The sequence below is a fragment of the Sphingopyxis sp. Geo48 genome, from assembly GCF_949769155.1.
Classification (GTDB): Bacteria; Pseudomonadota; Alphaproteobacteria; order Sphingomonadales; family Sphingomonadaceae; genus Sphingopyxis.
Genome location: NZ_CATKPA010000001.1, coordinates 174,584 through 192,704 on the forward strand (window position 1 = coordinate 174,584; position 18,121 = coordinate 192,704).

Annotated in this window: 18 protein-coding genes; 11 read left to right on the forward strand and 7 right to left on the reverse strand. The window is 66.0% G+C overall.

Annotated elements, in window-relative coordinates; genetic code table 11:
- Positions 1-10 precede the first annotated feature (10 nt).
- Positions 11-481, reverse strand: a complete 471-nt coding sequence (locus QOL79_RS00905) for an SAM-dependent methyltransferase (protein WP_283418319.1) — start codon at positions 479-481, stop codon at positions 11-13.
- A gap of 68 nt (positions 482-549) precedes the next feature.
- Between QOL79_RS00905 and QOL79_RS00910 the strand changes: the two genes are divergently transcribed.
- Positions 550-1,359: an SDR family NAD(P)-dependent oxidoreductase gene (locus QOL79_RS00910; protein WP_283418320.1), complete on the forward strand. Its 810-nt coding sequence runs from the start codon at positions 550-552 to the stop codon at positions 1,357-1,359.
- On the opposite strand, the gene QOL79_RS00915 is transcribed toward QOL79_RS00910, so the two are convergent.
- The 6 genes from QOL79_RS00915 to QOL79_RS00940 form a co-directional block, all read right to left on the reverse strand.
- On the reverse strand, positions 1,356-1,850 hold the full coding sequence (locus tag QOL79_RS00915) for a hypothetical protein (protein ID WP_283418321.1): 495 nt from the start codon (positions 1,848-1,850) through the stop codon (positions 1,356-1,358). The genes QOL79_RS00910 and QOL79_RS00915 overlap by 4 nt on opposite strands.
- A 12-nt stretch (positions 1,851-1,862) precedes the next feature.
- Positions 1,863-3,386: a fumarate hydratase gene (locus QOL79_RS00920; RefSeq protein ID WP_283418322.1), complete on the reverse strand. Its 1,524-nt coding sequence runs from the start codon at positions 3,384-3,386 to the stop codon at positions 1,863-1,865.
- 70 nt (positions 3,387-3,456) lie between these two features.
- Positions 3,457-4,263: a hypothetical protein gene (locus QOL79_RS00925; RefSeq protein WP_283418323.1), complete on the reverse strand. Its 807-nt coding sequence runs from the start codon at positions 4,261-4,263 to the stop codon at positions 3,457-3,459.
- Position 4,264: 1 nt separating this feature from the next.
- Positions 4,265-4,729, reverse strand: a complete 465-nt coding sequence (locus tag QOL79_RS00930; protein WP_282946203.1) for a Fur family transcriptional regulator — start codon at positions 4,727-4,729, stop codon at positions 4,265-4,267.
- 95 nt (positions 4,730-4,824) lie between these two features.
- Positions 4,825-5,259, reverse strand: a complete 435-nt coding sequence (locus QOL79_RS00935) for a MerC domain-containing protein (protein WP_349306405.1) — start codon at positions 5,257-5,259, stop codon at positions 4,825-4,827.
- Positions 5,260-5,352: 93 nt separating this feature from the next.
- Positions 5,353-7,020: a long-chain-fatty-acid--CoA ligase gene (locus QOL79_RS00940; protein ID WP_283418324.1), complete on the reverse strand. Its 1,668-nt coding sequence runs from the start codon at positions 7,018-7,020 to the stop codon at positions 5,353-5,355.
- A gap of 128 nt (positions 7,021-7,148) precedes the next feature.
- Between QOL79_RS00940 and QOL79_RS00945 the strand changes: the two genes are divergently transcribed.
- The 10 genes from QOL79_RS00945 to QOL79_RS00990 all read left to right on the forward strand — a co-directional run bounded on the left by QOL79_RS00945 (position 7,149) and on the right by QOL79_RS00990 (position 18,045).
- Positions 7,149-7,685: a hypothetical protein gene (locus QOL79_RS00945; RefSeq protein WP_231729005.1), complete on the forward strand. Its 537-nt coding sequence runs from the start codon at positions 7,149-7,151 to the stop codon at positions 7,683-7,685.
- Positions 7,686-7,715: 30 nt separating this feature from the next.
- A complete protein-coding gene (gene pabB, locus QOL79_RS00950; protein ID WP_283418325.1) occupies positions 7,716-9,530 on the forward strand; it encodes an aminodeoxychorismate synthase component I in 1,815 nt (604 codons plus the stop codon).
- Positions 9,531-9,657: 127 nt separating this feature from the next.
- On the forward strand, positions 9,658-10,869 hold the full coding sequence (locus QOL79_RS00955; RefSeq protein ID WP_204992487.1) for a pyridoxal phosphate-dependent aminotransferase: 1,212 nt from the start codon (positions 9,658-9,660) through the stop codon (positions 10,867-10,869).
- A gap of 257 nt (positions 10,870-11,126) precedes the next feature.
- Positions 11,127-11,801, forward strand: a complete 675-nt coding sequence (gene msrA / locus QOL79_RS00960) for a peptide-methionine (S)-S-oxide reductase MsrA (RefSeq protein ID WP_283418326.1) — start codon at positions 11,127-11,129, stop codon at positions 11,799-11,801.
- Positions 11,802-11,938: 137 nt separating this feature from the next.
- On the forward strand, positions 11,939-13,072 hold the full coding sequence (gene bla / locus QOL79_RS00965; protein WP_283418327.1) for a class A beta-lactamase: 1,134 nt from the start codon (positions 11,939-11,941) through the stop codon (positions 13,070-13,072).
- A 3-nt stretch (positions 13,073-13,075) separates the two neighbouring features.
- On the forward strand, positions 13,076-13,387 hold the full coding sequence (locus tag QOL79_RS00970) for a hypothetical protein (RefSeq protein ID WP_058455663.1): 312 nt from the start codon (positions 13,076-13,078) through the stop codon (positions 13,385-13,387).
- Positions 13,388-13,514: 127 nt separating this feature from the next.
- Positions 13,515-14,723 (forward strand): ADP-forming succinate--CoA ligase subunit beta, encoded by a 1,209-nt coding sequence (gene sucC / locus QOL79_RS00975; protein WP_058455664.1) that lies wholly within the window; start codon positions 13,515-13,517, stop codon positions 14,721-14,723.
- A gap of 275 nt (positions 14,724-14,998) precedes the next feature.
- Positions 14,999-15,748 (forward strand): electron transfer flavoprotein subunit beta/FixA family protein, encoded by a 750-nt coding sequence (locus QOL79_RS00980; RefSeq protein WP_058455665.1) that lies wholly within the window; start codon positions 14,999-15,001, stop codon positions 15,746-15,748.
- Positions 15,745-16,674 (forward strand): electron transfer flavoprotein subunit alpha/FixB family protein, encoded by a 930-nt coding sequence (locus tag QOL79_RS00985; RefSeq protein ID WP_282946221.1) that lies wholly within the window; start codon positions 15,745-15,747, stop codon positions 16,672-16,674. Before QOL79_RS00980 ends, QOL79_RS00985 begins: the two co-directional genes overlap by 4 nt.
- A 12-nt stretch (positions 16,675-16,686) precedes the next feature.
- The gene (locus tag QOL79_RS00990; RefSeq protein WP_283418328.1) at positions 16,687-18,045 is read left to right on the forward strand and encodes a DUF389 domain-containing protein; all 1,359 of its coding nucleotides are present in this window, start codon (positions 16,687-16,689) and stop codon (positions 18,043-18,045) included.
- Positions 18,046-18,121 lie beyond the last annotated feature (76 nt).

Genomic DNA, 18,121 nt, shown 5'->3' on the forward strand with positions numbered 1-18,121 from the left:
TTCCCCGTCGTCATGATTTTTCCCAATATCCCTGCATCAATTCGTGCGACCAGTCCGGCTGTCGCACATCCCCGCGCGGGAGAAACTCCACCATCACCGGTTTGATGTCGAGTACGGGCGTGCCGTCGATCGCGTCGAGCCCCTCGACTTCGACAGTCAGGCCGTCGACCGCGACGATGCGGCAGGTGGTGAGGCCGAGGCGGTTGGGGCGGTTCTTGCCGCGCTGCGCGAAGATGCCGACGAGCGGCCAGTCGGCGCGGTTGCGCGGATGGCGTGCACCGGTCTCGATCTTGTTGTCGGGCACCTTGTCGAAGAGGAAAATCACCTCGGCGTGGCTGAAGTCGGCAAGGCCGGCGAACGCGTCGGGGGTGAATTTATCGGGGTCGAGAGCGATCGTCGCGCGGCTGGCGCCCCAGTCGTCGTCGATCGCGTCGGCGCGGCCGCCGCGGACATGGCCGATGGGTGTGAGGGTGAAGCTCATCGTTGATCCCCTGCTGCGTTGACGCTGATGGCGCAGCGCGCCTAGCCTTGCAAGGAAGGAGAGGCGCGATGGACTTTCAGGGCAAGAGCGTCGTCATCACCGGCGGCGCGACGGGGATCGGCTTTGCGCTGGCGAAGCGGATCGGCGCGGCGGGCGCGCGGATCATCCTGTTCGAGCCGCGCGCCGACAAGCTGGCCGAGGCGGTCGCGGCGCTGGGCGACTTCGGGATCGAGGCGCTGTCCGTCGCGGGCGATGTCACGGATGCGGCGGCGGTCGAAGCGCTCGCCGATTTCGCCTGGGCTGAACATGGCCGCGCCGATGCGATCATCGCCAACGCCGGCGTGGGTGGGGTCCGGACGGAAATCCTCGACACCGACGATGCTGCGGCGCGCGCGCTGATCGAGGTCAATTTCTGGGGCGTATGGAATTGCATCCGCACCTTCGGGCGGCGCTTCCGCGAGGATGGGCTGCCAGCGGCGATCTATGCGACGGCGTCGGAGAACGGCCTGTTCAACGCGGTGCGCACGAACGGCGGCATCTATGTTTCGAGCAAGCACGCCGTCGTCGGGCTGATGGACACGCTGCGCAACGAGGCGCCGGGCAATATCGAGGTGGGCGTCATCATCCCCGGCTGGGTCAAATCCGACATGACGCGCCACGCCGCCCCCGCGATGGACGCCGATGCCTTTGCGGACCGCATCGTCCCGCAGATGGAGGCGGGGCAATTTTACCTTGTCAGCCACCCTTACAATGTCGTGCGGATGGAGGAGCGCTGGGCCGAGGCCTATGCCGCCTTTGCGAGATACGCGCCGCGCGAGCCGGGCGACGAGGCGATGGACGTCGCGCTGTTCGTCGAACGGATGCGCAGCCAGCGTTAGGCGGCGGGCCGCGCGTCGAGCTCACGGGTCAGAAAGCGCAGGATTTCACGCCGGTCCTCGTCATCCTTTGATCCGCCGGCACGGAAGGCGAGGGAGCCGACGACCATCATGAACAGCGGGATGCCTGCGAAGATCACGCCGAACAGCAGCGCTTCGGGCACGAACCAGGCGACGGTGACCCCGACAATGACGAACAGCGACAGGAAACCGTGCCATATGAATGGGAAGAGGCGTCCCGATCGCGTCAGGCCGAGCGTGCCGGTGATCCGCGTGCCCTCGCCCTCGGGCTCCATCGCCGATTCGAGCGTCGGGGCCATCGGATTCTGGACGTTGCGACGCGCATAGCGCAGCGTCATGTCATACTGGCTGCCGCTGCCATAGACGCGCGCCGTTGCGGTCGTCATCGGATCGTCCATGACCGCCTTGAGCTTGCGCGCGATCTCGTCGGGCGGGAGAGGCGAGTAGAGATCGATGTCTTCGCTCTTCGCCATCGCCGCGCTCCCTCACGCCTTCTCGAGCAGCCCCTCGTCGGCGATGCGCTTCTGCCAGAGCTTCGGCGCGTTGACGTGGACGTTCTGGCCTTCGCTATCGACCGCGACGGTGACCGGGAAGTCTTTCACCTCGAACTCGTAGATCGCCTCCATGCCGAGATCGGCGAAGCCGACGACCTTGCTGCCTTTAATGGCGCGCGCGACGAGATAGGCCGCGCCGCCGACCGCCATCAGATAGGCGCTCTTGTGCTTGGCGATCGCCTGCGTCGCGGCGGGGCCGCGTTCGGCCTTGCCGACGCAGGCGAGCAGGCCCTGCTCCAGCATCATGTCCATGAACTTGTCCATGCGCGTCGCGGTCGTCGGGCCGGCGGGGCCGACGATTTCCTCGCCGACGGGGTCGACCGGGCCGACATAATAGATGACGCGGCCCTTGAACTCGACGGGGAGCTGTTCGCCCTTGGCGAGCATGTCGGCGATGCGCTTGTGCGCGGCGTCGCGGCCCGTGAGCATCTTGCCGTTGAGCAGCAAGCGGTCGCCCTGTTTCCAGCTCGCGACGACGTCGGGGGTCAGGGTGTCGAGATCGACGCTGATCGCCGCCTTGTCGGGCTTCCAGTCGATCTGCGGATAATCGGCGAGCACCGGCTTTTCGAGATAGGCGGGGCCGCTGCCGTCGAGCGTCACATGCGCGTGGCGCGTCGCGGCGCAGTTCGGGATCATCGCGACCGGTTTCGACGCCGCGTGGGTCGGCCAGTCGGCGATCTTGACGTCGAGCACGGTGGCGAGCCCGCCGAGGCCCTGCGCGCCGATGCCGAGCGCATTGACCTTTTCATAAAGCTCGATGCGCAGTTCCTCGGTCGGATTGCTCGGACCGCGCGCGAGCAGCTCCGTCATGTCGATCGGGTCCATCAGCGACTGCTTCGCGAGCAGCATCGCCTTCTCCGCAGTGCCGCCGATGCCGATGCCGAGCATGCCCGGCGGGCACCAGCCCGCTCCCATCTGCGGGACCATTTCGAGCACCCAGTCGACGATCGAGTCCGACGGGTTCATCATCTTGAACTTCGACTTGTTCTCGCTGCCGCCGCCCTTCGCGGCGACATCGATCACGACCTTGGCGCCTGGGACCATCTCGACATTGAGCACCGACGGTGTGTTGTCCTTGGTGTTGACGCGGCTGAACGCCGGGTCGGCGAGGATCGAGGCGCGCAGCTTGTTTTCGGGATGGAGGTATGCCTTGCGGACGCCCTCGTCGACGACCTGCTGCAGGCTGCGGGGGCTGTCGAGGCGGCAGTCCATGCCCCATTTGATGAAGACGGTGACGATGCCTGTGTCCTGGCAGATCGGGCGATGCCCCTCGGCGCACATCCGGCTGTTCGACAATATCTGCGCCATCGCGTCCTTGGCGGCGGGCGACACCTCACGCTCATAGGCCGCGGCGAGCGCGCGGATATAGTCCATCGGATGGAAATAGCTGATGTACTGGAGCGCGTCGGCGATCGTCTCGATCAGATCGTCCTCGCGGATGACGACGGTGTTCATGGGTGCAGCCCCTTTCCTGTTTCAGGATTCGCCGTCTCCCTAGACCCGCGCACGCGGGGTGGGAAGGGGCTTAGGCGCCGCGGCGGCCGAAGAGCTTGCGTGCTGCCGGTGCCGCGTCGGGTTCGGCGCGGCGCGTGGCGGGTGCCGGCATTTCGGATTCCACAAGCGGGCGCTTGCGCACCGCCGCGCGCCAGCTTGCCATCATCGCAAGGCCGAGAAGCACGATCCAGCCGCCGCCGGTCGATGCGAGCAGGGTCCAGCCGTAGCGCGCGGGCACGGCGATCGCCATCAGCACGGGCACGCAGGCGACGATGACGAGGGTCCCGGCCAGCTCGTGCCAGCGGCCGATCCGCACGATGCCGAGGCCAATCGCGATATTGGTGAGCGCCAGCAAGGCGAATTTCGCCGCTACCGGATAGGGCAGGCTCGCCATCGCAGGCGAATAGTCACCGACGGTGAAGGCGGCCTGGATATCGAAGAGCAGCCAATTCTCCCATGCGTCGCAGAGCCCCGCGAGGATCGGCAGCGTTGCTGCGGCCTTCAACGCGCGCAGTCCCAATTCGTGCGAGAGCGCGATGAGCCCCGATGCGAGGAAACCCGTGTAGAGCAGCATGTAGAGATAATCCTGCTCGTTCTCCGTCCGCATCGCGGCGAGGCGGCCGACCTGCCGCGGATCGCTGTCGGGACCGAAGATCGCGATCAGGTCGGGCTGGCCGCCCGCGAATTCGAACGCGAGGACCGGCGCGCCATAGCCGGGATCGACCGCATGGCCGTCTGGCGGAAAAACCTGCCCCAGGTGCAGGCCGAAGAGCAGGACAGCGATGCCAAGCAGCAGCGCCCCGTACCACCAGCGCGCCGCCGGCAGGTCGTCAATCAACCTATTGGCACTCGGCGCATTTGCCGCGCACTTCGATCACCGGGCGTTCGGCGGCGAAGCCCGTTGCCTCGGCGGCGGCGCGGACGCCGTCCGAGAGCTTGTCGTTGTCGACATGGACCGCGGTGCCGCAGCTGTCGCAGATCAGAAAAATGCAGTCGTGCAGGCAGCCCGGATGGCTGTTCGCGACGAAGGCGTTGGCGCTTTCGACCCGGCGGACGAGGTTGTTCGCAACGAACAGGTCGAGAATGCGATAGACGCTGTTCGGCGCGACGCGCTTGCCGCGCTTTTGCGAGACGATGTCGGCGATTTCATAGGCGCTCGCGGGTTTGCCGATTTCGGCGACCGCATCGAAAATCTGCGCGCGCATGTCGGTCCAGGCCTCGCCGCCCTTTTCGAGCGCATCCTGCGCCGCTCTCGCGAGCGAGGCGCCGGTCGCCTCGACGTGCGGATGTTCATGCTTGCCCATTGGCTCTTCCTTGCGCGGCCATCGTGCCGCTCTGCCCCCGTCCGAAGGCAATGTATGTCGTTTGGAGGTTCCCCGCAAGCTGCGGGGACTGCGTATCAGCGCGTTGCGCGCCTGTTAAGGTCGTGGCCGAGCGCAACGACCGCGACGCCGATCATCGTCGCCAGCACCTCGCTGCCGTCGTGAGGCTGCGACAGCGCGCCCGCCATCATGCCGAGCCCGAAGCAGCCGACCGCGAACGGCATCATATAGCCGTGGCTGAGCACCCCCGAGACGAGCGTGATCAGCGCGAAGCCGATTGCGATGGCCAGGCCGATTTCATGGAACAGATGGCTTTCGAGGAACACACCGCCGACCGACGCGATCGAGGCGAAAAAGATCGTCGTTGCAAGGCAGTGGACGAGGCAGAGCCCCGACAGCCCCATGGCGAGCTGGTCGCCGGTCAGCGAGGTCAGCGGCCGCGAATCGCGCGCAGCCCGCACCAGCGCGCCGAAGCGCGGCCATGCATGGCTGTGATTGGCGACTTGGGTCACCCGATTCTCCGTTGGACCAACTGCGAGGCGGGATATGGCATAACATGACAAAGGTTACAATGTCTCATTGTAACAAAATATCGTCGCGAGCGTTCAGGCGCCGGCCTCCGCCCGCAGTGCCTTCCGATCCAGCTTGCCGATCATCGTCTTGGGCAGGCTGTCGCGCACCTCGACCGCCGTTACCCGTTCATGCTTGCCGAGTTGGGGATTGAGCCAGGCGGCAAGCGCTTGGCCCGAAACCTCGAAACCTTCCTCCAGCGTCACGAACGCCTTGGGCGCTTCGCCGCGATAGGCGTCGGGGACGCCGAGGACGATGGCTTCCTTGACCGCAGGATGCTCGTAGAGATGCGCCTCGATCACGCTCGGATAGACCTTGAACCCGCCGACCGCGATCATGTCCTTCAGCCGGTCGACGATGCGAATATAGCCGTCGGCATCGACCGTCGCGACGTCGCCGGTGCGCAGCCAGCCATCGGGGGTAAAGCTGTCCATGTCGGCGTCGGGCCGGTTCCAGTAACCCTGCATGATCTGCGGGCCCTTCACCGCGAGTTCGCCGGGCTCGCCCGCAGGTGCGTCCTTTGACGGGTCTTCCTTGTCGAGCAGGCGGATGTGCGTCGCGGGGATCGGCTGCCCGATCGTACCGGGCTTGACCGGGCCGTCATAGGGGTTGGTCGCGACGACGCCCGAGCTTTCGGTGAGGCCATAGCCCTCGACGAGCGAGGCGCCGGTCGCGGCGATGAATTTCTCGCGCAGCTCGGCGGGCATCGGCGCGCCGCCCGAGATGCAGACACGCAGCGAGGAAAAGTCGGTTTTGGCGAGACCGGGATGGTCGAGCAGCGCCTGGTACATCGTCGGCACGCCCGGCAGCGCGGTCGCCTTGGTCCGGGTGATCGCCTCGAGCGCGCCCTTGGCGTCGAAACGCGGCAGCATCGTGATCATTCCCCCGTTGAGGACGGTGCGGTTGAGCACGCAGGTGTTGGCGAAGACGTGGAAGAAGGGAAGGACGCCGAGAATGCGGTCGCCGGCGTCATGGTCGGGGTCGATGCCGTTCACCTGCCGCGCGTTGGCGGTCAGGTTCTGGTGGGTGAGTTTCGCGCCTTTCGGCGTGCCGGTGGTGCCGCCGGTATATTGGATCAGCGCGACGTCGCGTTCGGGGTCGATCGCGACCGGGTCGGACTTGCCGTCATTGTCGGTGAGCGCCGAGAAGCGGATGACGCGCGGGTCGGTGGGCAGCGGCGCGACCTCCCTGCGCTTGAAAAGGCGATAGAGAACCGATTTTGCGTGCGGGAGCCCGCCGGCGATCGAGCCGACGACGAGCCGCTTGAGGCTCGATCCGTCGAGCACTTCGAGCGCGGTCGGCAGCAGCGCCGCGGCGCTGATCGTGAACAAGGTGTCGGTGCCCGAATCCTCGACCTGCGCTTCGAGTTCGTGCGCGGTGTAGAGCGGCGAGAAATTGACCACCGTCGCGCCCGCGACAAGCGCGCCATAATAGGCGGCGACGTAATGCGGCACGTTGGGCAGGAACAGGCCGACGCGGCTGCCCTTGCCGATTCCGAGCTGTTGCAACCCGCGCGCGACCCGCGCGACGCCGTTCGCGACTTCCGCGTACGAAAAATGCCGGCCCATGAAGTCGAGCATCGGCGCATCGCGCTTCGCCGCGACGCTCGCCGCGAGCATCGCGGGCAGCGAGAGCGGCTCGAACAACTGGTCCCACTTCGTCGGGTGGCGGTAATCGGTCGACCAGTCGTAGGGGGGCGTCATCGCGGAGGGAGACCCTTTCATCTGTGCTATTTACATCACTCTAGGCAGGCTTCGCTGCGTCCGCAATCTTGCGGCGCAGGGCGGCGGCGGCTAGTCAGGGGACCGTCCGGTCTGACAGGGGTTCGTCCATGGTGTTGCAGCATATCGTGCGTCTCGGCGCGCCCATCGTCCTTATCGCCTGCATGGGTGCGCCGGCGGTCGCCAAGGACAAGGAAGCGCCGCCGCGCCCCGCGCAGATCAACGAACTTTATGCGTGCCGCGATATCGCCGACCCCACCGCGCGCCTCGCCTGCTTCGACCGCGAGGTCGGCGAGCTGTCGGCGGCCGACCAGGCGCGCGAAATCACCTTTGCCGACAAGGAAACGGTCAAGAAGACGCGGCGCGGCCTGTTCGGCTTTACCTTGCCGAGCCTCGGTCTGTTCGGCGGCGACGACGACGCGGACAAAATCGAGCGGGTCGAAACCACCATTGCGTCGGTTGCCGATGGCGCCGACGGCTATCGCATGGAAATGGCGGATGGATCGCTGTGGGTCCAGACCGACGGCAAGCGAATGCCGCTGCGCCCGCGCATCGGGCAGAAGGTCGAGATCAAGTCGGGCACGCTCGGCACCTTTTTCCTCAGCCTCGAGGGGCGGCCGTCGGTCAAGGTGCGCCGCGAGCGATAAGCGCATCGTGGAGGTTTGCCGACGACGGCGATGATGCGACTGGCAACAGGTCCGGACGAGCAGGCCTTCGTCCTTCTCGACGATGCACGCGTGCATGGCGCCGTGCCGGCACGCCTATTCCGCGACCCGGCCCAGGTGCTGACAGCGGCGTCGGCAGACCAGATTCCCGCGCTGCTCGATCAGCTCGAAGCCGCGCCGCGCCGCGGGCTCCACGCCGCGGGCTACCTGGCCTATGAAGCCGGGAAGGGACTGGCGCCCGCGTGGCGCGGCGCGGCGGGCGATCCCGGCGACAATGCGCCGCTGGCATGGTTCGGACTGTTCCGGAGCGTCGAGCGGATCGCAGCCGATGCCGTGCCAGCTCTCTTTCCCGATCCCGACGCCGCGTGGGTCGGCAGTCCTGCGCCGCGTATCACGCGCACCGCCTACGAGGCGGCGGTAGCGCGGGTGCTCGATTATATCCGCGCGGGCGACATCTATCAGGCCAATCTCACCTTTCGCGCCGACGTGCCCGTGGTCGGCGATCCGCTCGCGGTCTATGCGCGGCTGCGCCGGACCGCGCGCGCCGGCTACGGTGGTTTCATCTGGACCGGCACGCAGGCGATCGCGTCGCACTCGCCCGAGCTTTTCTTCGCGCTGCGCGGGCGCGAGGTGATGGCGCGGCCGATGAAGGGCACCGCGGCGCGGCTGGCCGATGGGGCGGCCGACGCGGCCGCAGCGCGCGAGCTGGCGGCCGATCCGAAGCAGCGCGCCGAAAATCTGATGATCGTCGACCTCATCCGCAACGACCTGTCGCGCGTCGCGGTGCCGGGGACGGTCGCGGTGCCCGACCTGTTCCGGGTGGAGAGTTTTCCGACGATCCACCAGCTCGTGTCGGACGTCACCGCCACGCTGCCCGAATGGGCGGGGGCGGTCGACGTCCTGCGCGCCGCCTTCCCCTGCGGATCGATCACCGGCGCGCCGAAGGTGCGCGCGATGGAAATCATCGACGAGTTGGAGAGCGATGCGCGCGGCCTCTACACGGGGTCGATCGGCTTCATCGAGGCAGGGGGTGACGCGGCGTTCAACGTTGCGATCCGCACGCTGATCTTTCCGTCGCAGAGCGGCTTGCGCGACGGCGCGGCTTGCGCCACGCTGGGGCTCGGTTCCGGGATCGTCGCCGATAGCCAGCCGGCGGAGGAATGGCGCGAATGTCTGGCCAAGGGGGAATTTGTGGGCGCAGCGGGGGAAAGCTTCGACCTTCTCGAGACGATGTTTTTCGACCCTGTCGAGGGCGTTCAGCGCCTTGAAGGGCATCTGGCCCGGATGAAGGCGAGCGCTGCGGCATTCGGTTTCGCGTTCGACCGCCATGGCGCGCGCAACGGCCTGCAATCGGCGACCTTCCGCCTTCGTACCGCGGCGCGAGTGCGGATGCGGCTTTCGTCGTCGGGCGCACTGGCGATCGAGGTGTCGCCGTTGCCACGCCTTGCCGAACTGCCCGTGCCCGTCGTCGCGCGGCCCGCGCCGATGGCGGCGGACGATTTCCGCCTGGCGCACAAGACCAGCCTGCGCGCGGCCTATGACGCGGCGCGGATCGAGAGCGGCGCGGCCGAAGTCGTGTTCGTCGACGAACCGGGCTTCGTCACCGAGGGGAGCTGGAGCAATATCTTCGTCGAGCGCGACGGCGTGCTGCTGACCCCGCCGCTGTCGCTCGGGCTGCTGCCGGGGGTTCTGCGCGCCGAACTGATCGAAAAGGGCCGCGCCGCCGAATCGCACCTGCGGGTCGCCGACCTTGCCGAGGGCTTCTACATCGGCAATTCGCTTCGCGGGCTGGTTCCGGCGCGGCTGGCCGAGCCTTCGTCCGCGTGACGCGCAGTGCATAGGTAAATTATACCGCTGCGCGCTTGCGAATATGAGCCGGAGGCTTTAGGCGCGGCCGCGCGCAATTTCCTGTCAATTCGCAATCGATCCGCGCAAGCCACGGAAAGCCTGACCCATGTCGCTGAAGCCGCATACGTCCGCCGCCCTGAACCGCATCCAGCCGTCGGCTACGCTCGCGATGACCGCGCGTGTCGCCAAGCTGAAAGCCGAAGGCATCGACGTGATCGGCCTGTCGGCGGGCGAGCCCGATTTCGACACGCCGGACTTCGTCAAGGAAGCCGCGATCGAGGCCATTCGCAATGGCCAGACCAAATATACGCTCGTCGACGGCACGGTGGCGCTCAAGGAAGCGATCCGCGGCAAGTTTCGCCGCGACAACGGCCTCGAATACGGCCTCGACCAGATCACGGTGAACGTCGGCGGCAAGCACACGCTGTTCAACGCACTCGTCGCGACCGTCGACAAGGGCGACGAGGTGATCATCCCTGCGCCTTATTGGGTGAGCTACCCCGACATCGTCGCTTTTTGCGGCGGCAAGCCCGTCGTGATCGAGGCGTCGGCGGCGCAGAACTACAAGATCACGCCCGCGCAGCTCGACGCGGCGATCACCGAAAAGACGCGCTGGATCATCTTCAACTCGCCCTCGAACCCGTCGGGCGCGGCCTATTCGCCGCAAGAGCTCGACGCGATCGGCGAGGTCGTGCGCCGTCATCCGCATGTGATGGTGATGACCGACGATATGTACGAGCATGTCTGGTACGCCGATTTCGAATTCTCGACGATCGCGCAGCGCTGCCCCGACCTCATCGACCGCATCCTGACCGTGAACGGCTGTTCGAAGGCCTATGCGATGACCGGCTGGCGCATCGGCTATGCCGGCGGTCCCGCCTGGCTGATCAAGGCGATGGGCAAGCTCCAGTCGCAGTCGACCTCGAACCCCTGTTCGATCGCGCAGGCCGCTGCCGCGGCCGCGCTCGGCGGGCCGCAGCAGTTTCTCGATGACCGCAACGCCGCGTTCCGGAAGCGCCGCGACATGGTCGTCGCGATGCTCAACGACGCGCCCGGCCTGTCGTGTCCGGTTCCCGATGGTGCCTTCTATGTCTATCCAGACGCGAGCGGCTGCATGGGCAAGAAGACGCCCGACGGAAAGCTGATCGATACCGACGAAGCGCTGATCGACTATTTCCTCGACAGCGCACGCGTTGCGGCCGTCCACGGCGGTGCCTTCGGCCTGTCGCCGGCGTTCCGCGTTTCCTATGCGACGTCGGAAGCGGTGCTCAAGGAAGCCTGCGTGCGCATCCAGCAGGCGTGCGCGGCGCTAAGCTGAACCGCGGACAACAGGTCGGTTCACCCGATAGTAAGCCGTCTCCCTTAAGGGTGACGGCGATCACTGACGGATGGCAAGGGGCGCGCCATATCGTTCGGTGTAACCGGAGCTCCGGCTCCACCGTATAAGATGACATGCAAAAAAGAGGCTCCCATGGTTTCCCTTCTCCGCTCCGACTGGTTTCCGACCATGCTCGCCGGCTTCGCGATCGGCGGGCTGATCGTGATGATCCAGCATCCGGCGTTCGCGATGGCGCTGTGACGCCGCGGGTCCGCCCGCTCGTCGCCCTGCTCGCCGCGGCCGTCCTTTCGCAATGCGCCCCGGCGCAGGCCGAAAGCGTCGTCAAGCTCCCCGCTGCTGCTGTCGACCCGGTCGTCAAGGCCAAGCGCGCGACTGCCGTGCTCGCCGGCGGCTGTTTCTGGGGCGTCGAGGGCGTCTTTTCGAATGTGAAGGGCGTGATCTCGGTCGAGTCGGGCTATCATGGCGGCAGCAGGGCGACCGCGAAATACGAGCTGACGCACGACGGCACCTCGGGCCATGCCGAGGCGGTGCGCATCGTCTATGACCCGACGCAGGTCAGCTATGGCACGCTGCTGCGCGTGCTGTTTTCGGTCGTTGCCGACCCGACGCTCAAGAACCGTCAGGGTCCCGACTCGGGCACCCAATATCGCGCCGCGATCGTTCCGATGGATGCGACGCAGCGACAGGTGGCAACCGCCTATCTGGCGCAGATCGGCAAGGGGAAATATTTCGCGAAGCCGGTGATCGTGCCGATCGAAAGCTACAAGACCTTCTATCCGGCCGAAGCGAGTCACCAGAATTTCATGCGGCTGAACCCATCGAATCCCTACATCGTGCGATGGGATGCGCCGAAGCTCGCAGCCTTGAAGCGCCTCTATCCCGACCTTGTACGCAAGGTTCCGGCGCCCTGACCGGCAGAGGTTCCGCCGCTCACCGTGCGTCGGGAATCATTCGTCGCAAATCGCTGGCCCCTGCCGCCCGCCTGCGGGACCAATAGGCCGACCAAAGGGGTCGGGACGATGATGACGGCTGTAGCCGCGGGGTTTGAATGACGTTTCACTTTTCGGGCAGGCCGCTGCTCGGTTTGACGATTGGTGCCGCCTTGCTCGCGGGGTGCGTGAGCAGCGCGGCGATTGTGCCGCCGCCGCGTCAGGCGCAAGCGCCGCAAGGTTCGGGCGCCGTGACGGTGCCGATCGGGCAGCCGGTGCGCAACGCGGCCCCGCCGCGCGGGACGCTGGATCCCGGCTTCCGCCGCCCTGCACCCGGCCTCAGCGATCGGATCTATGCGCTGTGGCGCGCCTATCCGGGCAGGGTCGGCATCGCGGTCCAGCGCATCGACGGCGAATGGGCGATCGCGCAGCGTGGCCCCGACCTGTTCCCTCAGCAGAGCGTTTCGAAGCTGTGGGTGGCGATGACGGTGCTCGATGCGGTGGATAACGGCCGGTTGAGCCTCGACCAGCGCGTACGGATCGGTCCAGAGGATCTGGTCGTCTTCCACCAGCCGCTCGCCGCTCGCGTCCGCGCCGAGGGGAGCGTGACGATGAGCGTTCGCGACCTTATCGAGACCGCGATCACCCACAGCGACAATCTTGCGAACGACAGCCTGTTGCGCACCGTCGGCGGTCCCGAGGCGGTGCGCGCCTTTCTTCGCAAAAAGGATCTGGGCTCGATCCGCTTCGGCCCCGGCGAACGGCTGCTGCAGGCCGGCACCGCCGGGCTGACGTGGCAGCAGAGCTATTCGATCGGCCGCAACTTCCAGACGGCTCGCGCCGCGCTGCCGCCCGCGACGCGCCGCGCGGCGATGGACAGTTATCTGGCAAACCCGGTCGATGGCGCGAGCCCCTCGGCGATCGCGAGCGGCCTCACTCGGCTTGCGCGCGGGACATTGTTGTCGCCCGAATCGACCGACTATCTGCTTGGCGTGATGAGCCGGACGAAGAGCGGGCCGAAGCGCCTCAAGGCCGGGCTCCCGGCCGGCTGGCAGTTTGTGCACAAGACCGGGACCGGGCAGGATCTGAACGGCATGACCGCGGGCTATAACGACATCGGCATTGCCACCGCGCCCGACGGCACGCGCTATGCGATCGTCGTGATGATGGGTAGTACGGCGTCGCCGATTCCCGCTCGTATGCAGCTCATGCAGGCGGTATCGGGCGCCGTTGCCGAATTTCATGGAAGATAGACGATGCGTTTTGCCATTCTGCCTCTGGTCGCCGCCACGCTGATGCTCGCGGGCTGCGCCACCCCCGAGGCGCGATTGCGCACCGGGCTCAATAATGCCGGGCTTTCCAAGGCGATGTCGGCGTGCATGGCCGAACGGATGGTCGACCGGCTGTCGCTCGTACAGCTTCGTCGCCTGTCGGCGCTGGGCAGCCTGAAGGAGAAGCGGCTCGGCGACCTGTCGTTCGACCAGTTCCTGCACAAGGTCCGCGCGCTCAAGGATCCCGAGATATTGACCGTGACGACCAGTTCGGCGGCGCTTTGCGCGCTGCGTTAACGACTTAGCCCGCGCTTTCGGCAGTCCAAGTTTTTCTGGACGCGGCAGGGGTAGCCTTGCCGCGCAACTTGTGCTTATGCGGCGCCATTCTTCTCCCCTTCCAGAGTCGAAAGGCCCGGCAGACCTCATGAACATCCACGAATATCAGGCGAAAGAACTGCTCGCGAAATTTGGCGTTGCCATCCCCAAGGGCATCGCCGCGATGAGCGTCGAGGAAGCTGTCGCTGCGGCGAAGCAGCTGCCCGGGCCGCTTTATGTCGTGAAGTCGCAGATCCATGCGGGTGGCCGCGGCAAGGGCAAGTTCAAGGAACTCGGCCCCGATGCGAAGGGCGGCGTCCGCCTGGCCAAGACGCTGGAGGAAGTCGAAAGCCACGCGCGCGAAATGCTCGGCAACACGCTGGTGACGATCCAGACCGGCGAGCATGGCAAGCAGGTCAACCGCCTCTACATCACCGACGGCGCCGACATTAAGAAAGAATATTATCTCGCGCTGCTCGTCGACCGCGCATCGAGCCGCATCGCGGTCGTCGCCTCGACCGAAGGCGGGATGGACATCGAAACCGTTGCGCACAACACGCCCGAAAAGATCCACACGATCACGATCGACCCCGCGACCGGCCTGATGCCGCACCACGGCCGCAGCGTCGCCGCCGCGCTCGAACTCGACGGCGATCTCGCGAAGCAGGCTGCGAAGGTTCTTGCCGGCCTCTATGATGCGTTCCTCGCGACCGATGCCGAGCAGATCGAGATCAACCCGCTCGCCGTCTGCGAAGGCGCGAACGGCGACGAACTGCTCGTCCTCGACGCCAAATTGGGCTTCGACGGCAATGCCATGTTCCGCCACAAGGATATCGCCGAACTGCGCGACCTGACCGAGGAAGACCCGGCCGAAGTCGAGGCGTCCGAATATGACCTCGCCTACATCAAGCTCGACGGCAACATCGGCTGCATGGTCAACGGCGCCGGCCTCGCGATGGCGACGATGGACATCATCAAGCTGAACGGCGCCTTCCCGGCGAACTTCCTCGACGTCGGCGGCGGCGCCAGCAAGGAAAAGGTCACGGCGGCGTTCAAGATCATCCTGAAGGACCCGGCGGTCGAGGGCATCCTCGTCAACATCTTCGGCGGCATCATGAAGTGCGACATCATCGCCGAGGGTATCGTCGCCGCGGCGAAAGAAGTGAACCTGTCGGTCCCGCTCGTCGTCCGCCTCGAAGGCACGAACGTCCAGCAGGGCAAGGACATCCTCGCCAATTCGGGGCTGCCGATCGTCGCGGCCAACGATCTGGGCGACGCGGCAAAGAAAATCGTCGCCGAGGTTGCCAAGGCTGCGTGATAAGAGACTAGACCCTCTCCCCTTGTGGGAGAGGGATGCGGAGAGTTGCGAGCTTGCTCGCTAGTCGAAGCCGGGTGAGGGGTATGCGAGCCAAAGGCTCGCGCGGAGCTTTGCTCCGCTCACCCTCATCCAAGTCCGCCTAATCGCCTGCGGCGATAAGGCTCCCTATCCTTCTCCCCTCAAGGGAGAAGGGGTTTGGGGACTGCTAGGTTGACGTTTACGTAAAGCGCAACTATGGCGCAGTGCACAATTTGCTGAGAGGAGCTTTTAAAGCCATGAAAATCCTCGTCCCCGTGAAGCGGGTGCTCGATTACAACGTGAAGCCGCGGGTCAAGGCCGACGGCACCGGCGTTGACCTCGCCAATGTGAAGATGTCGATGAACCCGTTCGACGAGATCGGTGTCGAAGAAGCGATCCGCCTCAAGGAAAAGGGCGTCGCGACCGAGATCGTCGCCGTGTCCGTCGGTCCGGCGAAGGCGCAGGAAACGCTGCGCACCGCGCTCGCGATGGGCGCCGACCGCGCGATCCTGGTGCAGACCGACGATGAGGTCGAGCCGCTCGCACTTGCCAAGATCTTCAAGGCGATTGCTGACGCGGAGCAGCCGGGTCTCGTGATCCTTGGCAAGCAGGCGATCGACGGCGACAACAACCAGACCGGCCAGATGCTCGCCGCGCTCACGGGCTGGGCGCAGGGCACCTTCGCCAGCGCGGTCAATGTCGAGGGCGATCATGTCAGCGTGACGCGCGAAGTCGACGGCGGTCTCGAAACGGTGAAGCTGAAGCTTCCCGCGATCGTCACAACCGACCTGCGCCTGAACGAGCCGCGCTATGCGTCGCTGCCGAACATCATGAAGGCGAAGTCGAAGCCGCTCGATACCAAGACCCCCGCCGACTACGGCGTCGACACGACGCCGCGGGTCAAGACGGTCAAGGTGTCCGAACCGCCCGTCCGCTCGGCGGGCGTCAAGGTCGCCGATGTCGATGAACTGGTTGCCAAGCTCAAGGCGATGGGAGTGCACTCATGAAAACGCTCGTTTGGGTCGAACATGACGGCAGCGCCGTCAAGGATGCCACGCTCGCCGCGGTGACCGCTGCGTCGAAGCTTGGCGAAGTCCACCTGCTCGTCGCGGGCGAGGGCGTCGGCGGTGTCGCCAGTGCCGCCGCGCAGATCGCGGGCGTCCAGAAGGTGCATGTCGCCGACAACGCCGCTTTCGGTCACAACCTGCCCGAAAATATCGCGCCGCTCGTCGCCGAGTTGATGGCGTCGCACGACGCCTTCGTCGCGCCCGCCACGACCACCGGCAAGAATATCGCGCCGCGCGTCGCAGCGCTGCTCGACGTGATGCAGATTTCGGAAATCCTGTCGGTCGAAGGTCCCAAGACCTTCACCCGCCCGATCTACGCCGGCAACGCGATCGCGACCGTCGAATCGTCGGATGCCAAGCTGGTCCTGACCGTTCGCGGCACCGCCTTCGAAAAGGCTGCCACCTCGGGCGGCTCGGGCGCGGTCGAAGCCGTTTCGGCTGGCGGCGACGCGGGTATCTCGAGCTTCGTCGGCGCCGAGATCGCCAAGCAGGATCGCCCAGAGCTCACCTCGGCCAAGATCATCGTGTCGGGCGGCCGCGCGCTGGGTTCGAGCGAGAAATATCAGGAAGTAATCGTCCCGCTCGCCGACAAGCTCGGCGCCGCGCTCGGCGCTTCGCGCGCTGCCGTCGACGCGGGTTATGTCCCCAACGACTATCAGGTCGGCCAGACCGGCAAGATCGTCGCCCCCGAAGTCTATTTCGCGATCGGCATCTCGGGTGCGATCCAGCACCTCGCCGGCATGAAGGATTCGAAGACGATCGTCGCGATCAACAAGGACGAGGACGCGCCGATTTTCCAGGTCGCCGACTTTGGCCTCGTCGCCGATCTGTTCAATGCCGTTCCCGAACTGACCGGCAAGATCTAACCGTCCGCCCATATGGCCGGCAACCATCCCGGGGTGCCCGGACTGGGCGATGCACCGTTCAACGCGGGTGGTCGCCGGTCCGCGCGCCCCGGAGCCGGCCGCGAGGTCGATGATGACGACAATGGCCTCGGCGACGACGAGGTCCACGGGCGCGCTCTCGTCCTCGCGAGCGTCGCGCGCGACGCGCGGCTCAACAAGAAATTCCTGCTGCTAATCACGCTGTCGGCCGCGATCGCAACGCTCGGCCTTTTGCAGAGCTCGACGGCGGTAGTCATCGGCGCGATGCTCGTATCGCCGCTGCTTGGTCCGATCATGGGTATCGGGTTTGGCCTTGCGACGCTCGAAAGCAACCTGATCAAGCGTTCCCTGGTGACGATGGCGGCGGGCATGGCGGTCGCCATCCTCGTCGCGATGTTCCTCATCTGGCTGTCGCCGATCCGCGACGTCACCCTCGAACTGCGCGCTCGGACACAGCCCACGCTGCTCGACCTCGGTGTCGCGGTCGTCGGCGGCATTGCTGGCGTCTATGCGATCATGCGCAAGCTGTCGGGGGTGATGGTCGGTGTGGCCATCGCGACCGCACTGGTTCCGCCGCTGTCGACCGTCGGTTTCGGGCTGGCGACCGGCCGCTTCGACTTTGCGCTGGGTGCGGCGTTGCTGTTCCTCACCAACACGCTTGCGATCGCCTTTGCCGCGACGATCGTGGCGCGAATCAACAAATTCGGACCATCGTTGACGCCGCAGCATACGGCGATGCAGGTCGCCGGCATCCTCACGACGCTGGGCATATTGTCGATCCCGCTCGCGCTGACGCTCAACAGCCTTGCGGGCGAGGTGCGCGCCCGATCGATCGTGCAAACCGAACTCAGGTCGCTGCTCGACGAAAACGATCGCGTCGACAGCCTCAACGTCCGGATGGAGCGTGACGCGATTGCTATCGACGGCGTCGTGCTTGTCGATCGTTATGCCGCCAAGCTCGACATGCAACTCGCGGCGAAAGTTCACGGCGAACTCGATCGCAATGTGCGCGTCAGCATCGTCCAGCTGAGGCAGCAGACGAATGCCGCAGTGCAGGTCGAAGAGCAGCTCAATCGCCGCCTTGCGACGCTCGAACGGCGCGAGGAGGACAGCCGCGCGATCCTCGCGGGACTGACGGTCGGTGAATTGCTGCCGCGCGAGCGGGTGCTGATCGACGCGCAGGCGCGCCGCGTGATCGTCCAGCGCGACCGCGAGGCCGAAGGCGAACAGGTTGCCGCGGCGATTGACCGGATCATGGCGTCGGTGCAGGCGGGTTATCCGCAATGGCTGATCCAGAACGGCGATCTGACCGCCGCGAAAACGCCCGCTGCGGAACCAGCGACGACCGAATAGCCTTTCCCGCAAACCTATTCGGGTTGACCCATCCTGTCCGATGCCATGTGGTGCGCGCCGATCCGCGACGAACCGC

Bases quoted from the DNA above. Each gene is read 5' to 3' on its own strand.
- QOL79_RS00905 (WP_283418319.1), bottom strand. From the start codon at position 481: ATGAGCTTCACCCTCACACCCATCGGCCATGTCCGCGGCGGCCGCGCC.
- QOL79_RS00910 (WP_283418320.1), top strand. From the start codon at position 550: ATGGACTTTCAGGGCAAGAGCGTCGTCATCACCGGCGGCGCGACGGGG.
- QOL79_RS00915 (WP_283418321.1), bottom strand. From the start codon at position 1,850: ATGGCGAAGAGCGAAGACATCGATCTCTACTCGCCTCTCCCGCCCGAC.
- QOL79_RS00920 (WP_283418322.1), bottom strand. From the start codon at position 3,386: ATGAACACCGTCGTCATCCGCGAGGACGATCTGATCGAGACGATCGCC.
- QOL79_RS00930 (WP_282946203.1), bottom strand. From the start codon at position 4,729: ATGGGCAAGCATGAACATCCGCACGTCGAGGCGACCGGCGCCTCGCTC.
- QOL79_RS00940 (WP_283418324.1), bottom strand. From the start codon at position 7,020: ATGACGCCCCCCTACGACTGGTCGACCGATTACCGCCACCCGACGAAG.
- QOL79_RS00945 (WP_231729005.1), top strand. From the start codon at position 7,149: ATGGTGTTGCAGCATATCGTGCGTCTCGGCGCGCCCATCGTCCTTATC.
- pabB (WP_283418325.1), top strand. From the start codon at position 7,716: ATGATGCGACTGGCAACAGGTCCGGACGAGCAGGCCTTCGTCCTTCTC.
- QOL79_RS00955 (WP_204992487.1), top strand. From the start codon at position 9,658: ATGTCGCTGAAGCCGCATACGTCCGCCGCCCTGAACCGCATCCAGCCG.
- bla (WP_283418327.1), top strand. From the start codon at position 11,939: ATGACGTTTCACTTTTCGGGCAGGCCGCTGCTCGGTTTGACGATTGGT.
- QOL79_RS00970 (WP_058455663.1), top strand. From the start codon at position 13,076: ATGCGTTTTGCCATTCTGCCTCTGGTCGCCGCCACGCTGATGCTCGCG.
- sucC (WP_058455664.1), top strand. From the start codon at position 13,515: ATGAACATCCACGAATATCAGGCGAAAGAACTGCTCGCGAAATTTGGC.
- QOL79_RS00980 (WP_058455665.1), top strand. From the start codon at position 14,999: ATGAAAATCCTCGTCCCCGTGAAGCGGGTGCTCGATTACAACGTGAAG.
- QOL79_RS00985 (WP_282946221.1), top strand. From the start codon at position 15,745: ATGAAAACGCTCGTTTGGGTCGAACATGACGGCAGCGCCGTCAAGGAT.
- QOL79_RS00990 (WP_283418328.1), top strand. From the start codon at position 16,687: ATGGCCGGCAACCATCCCGGGGTGCCCGGACTGGGCGATGCACCGTTC.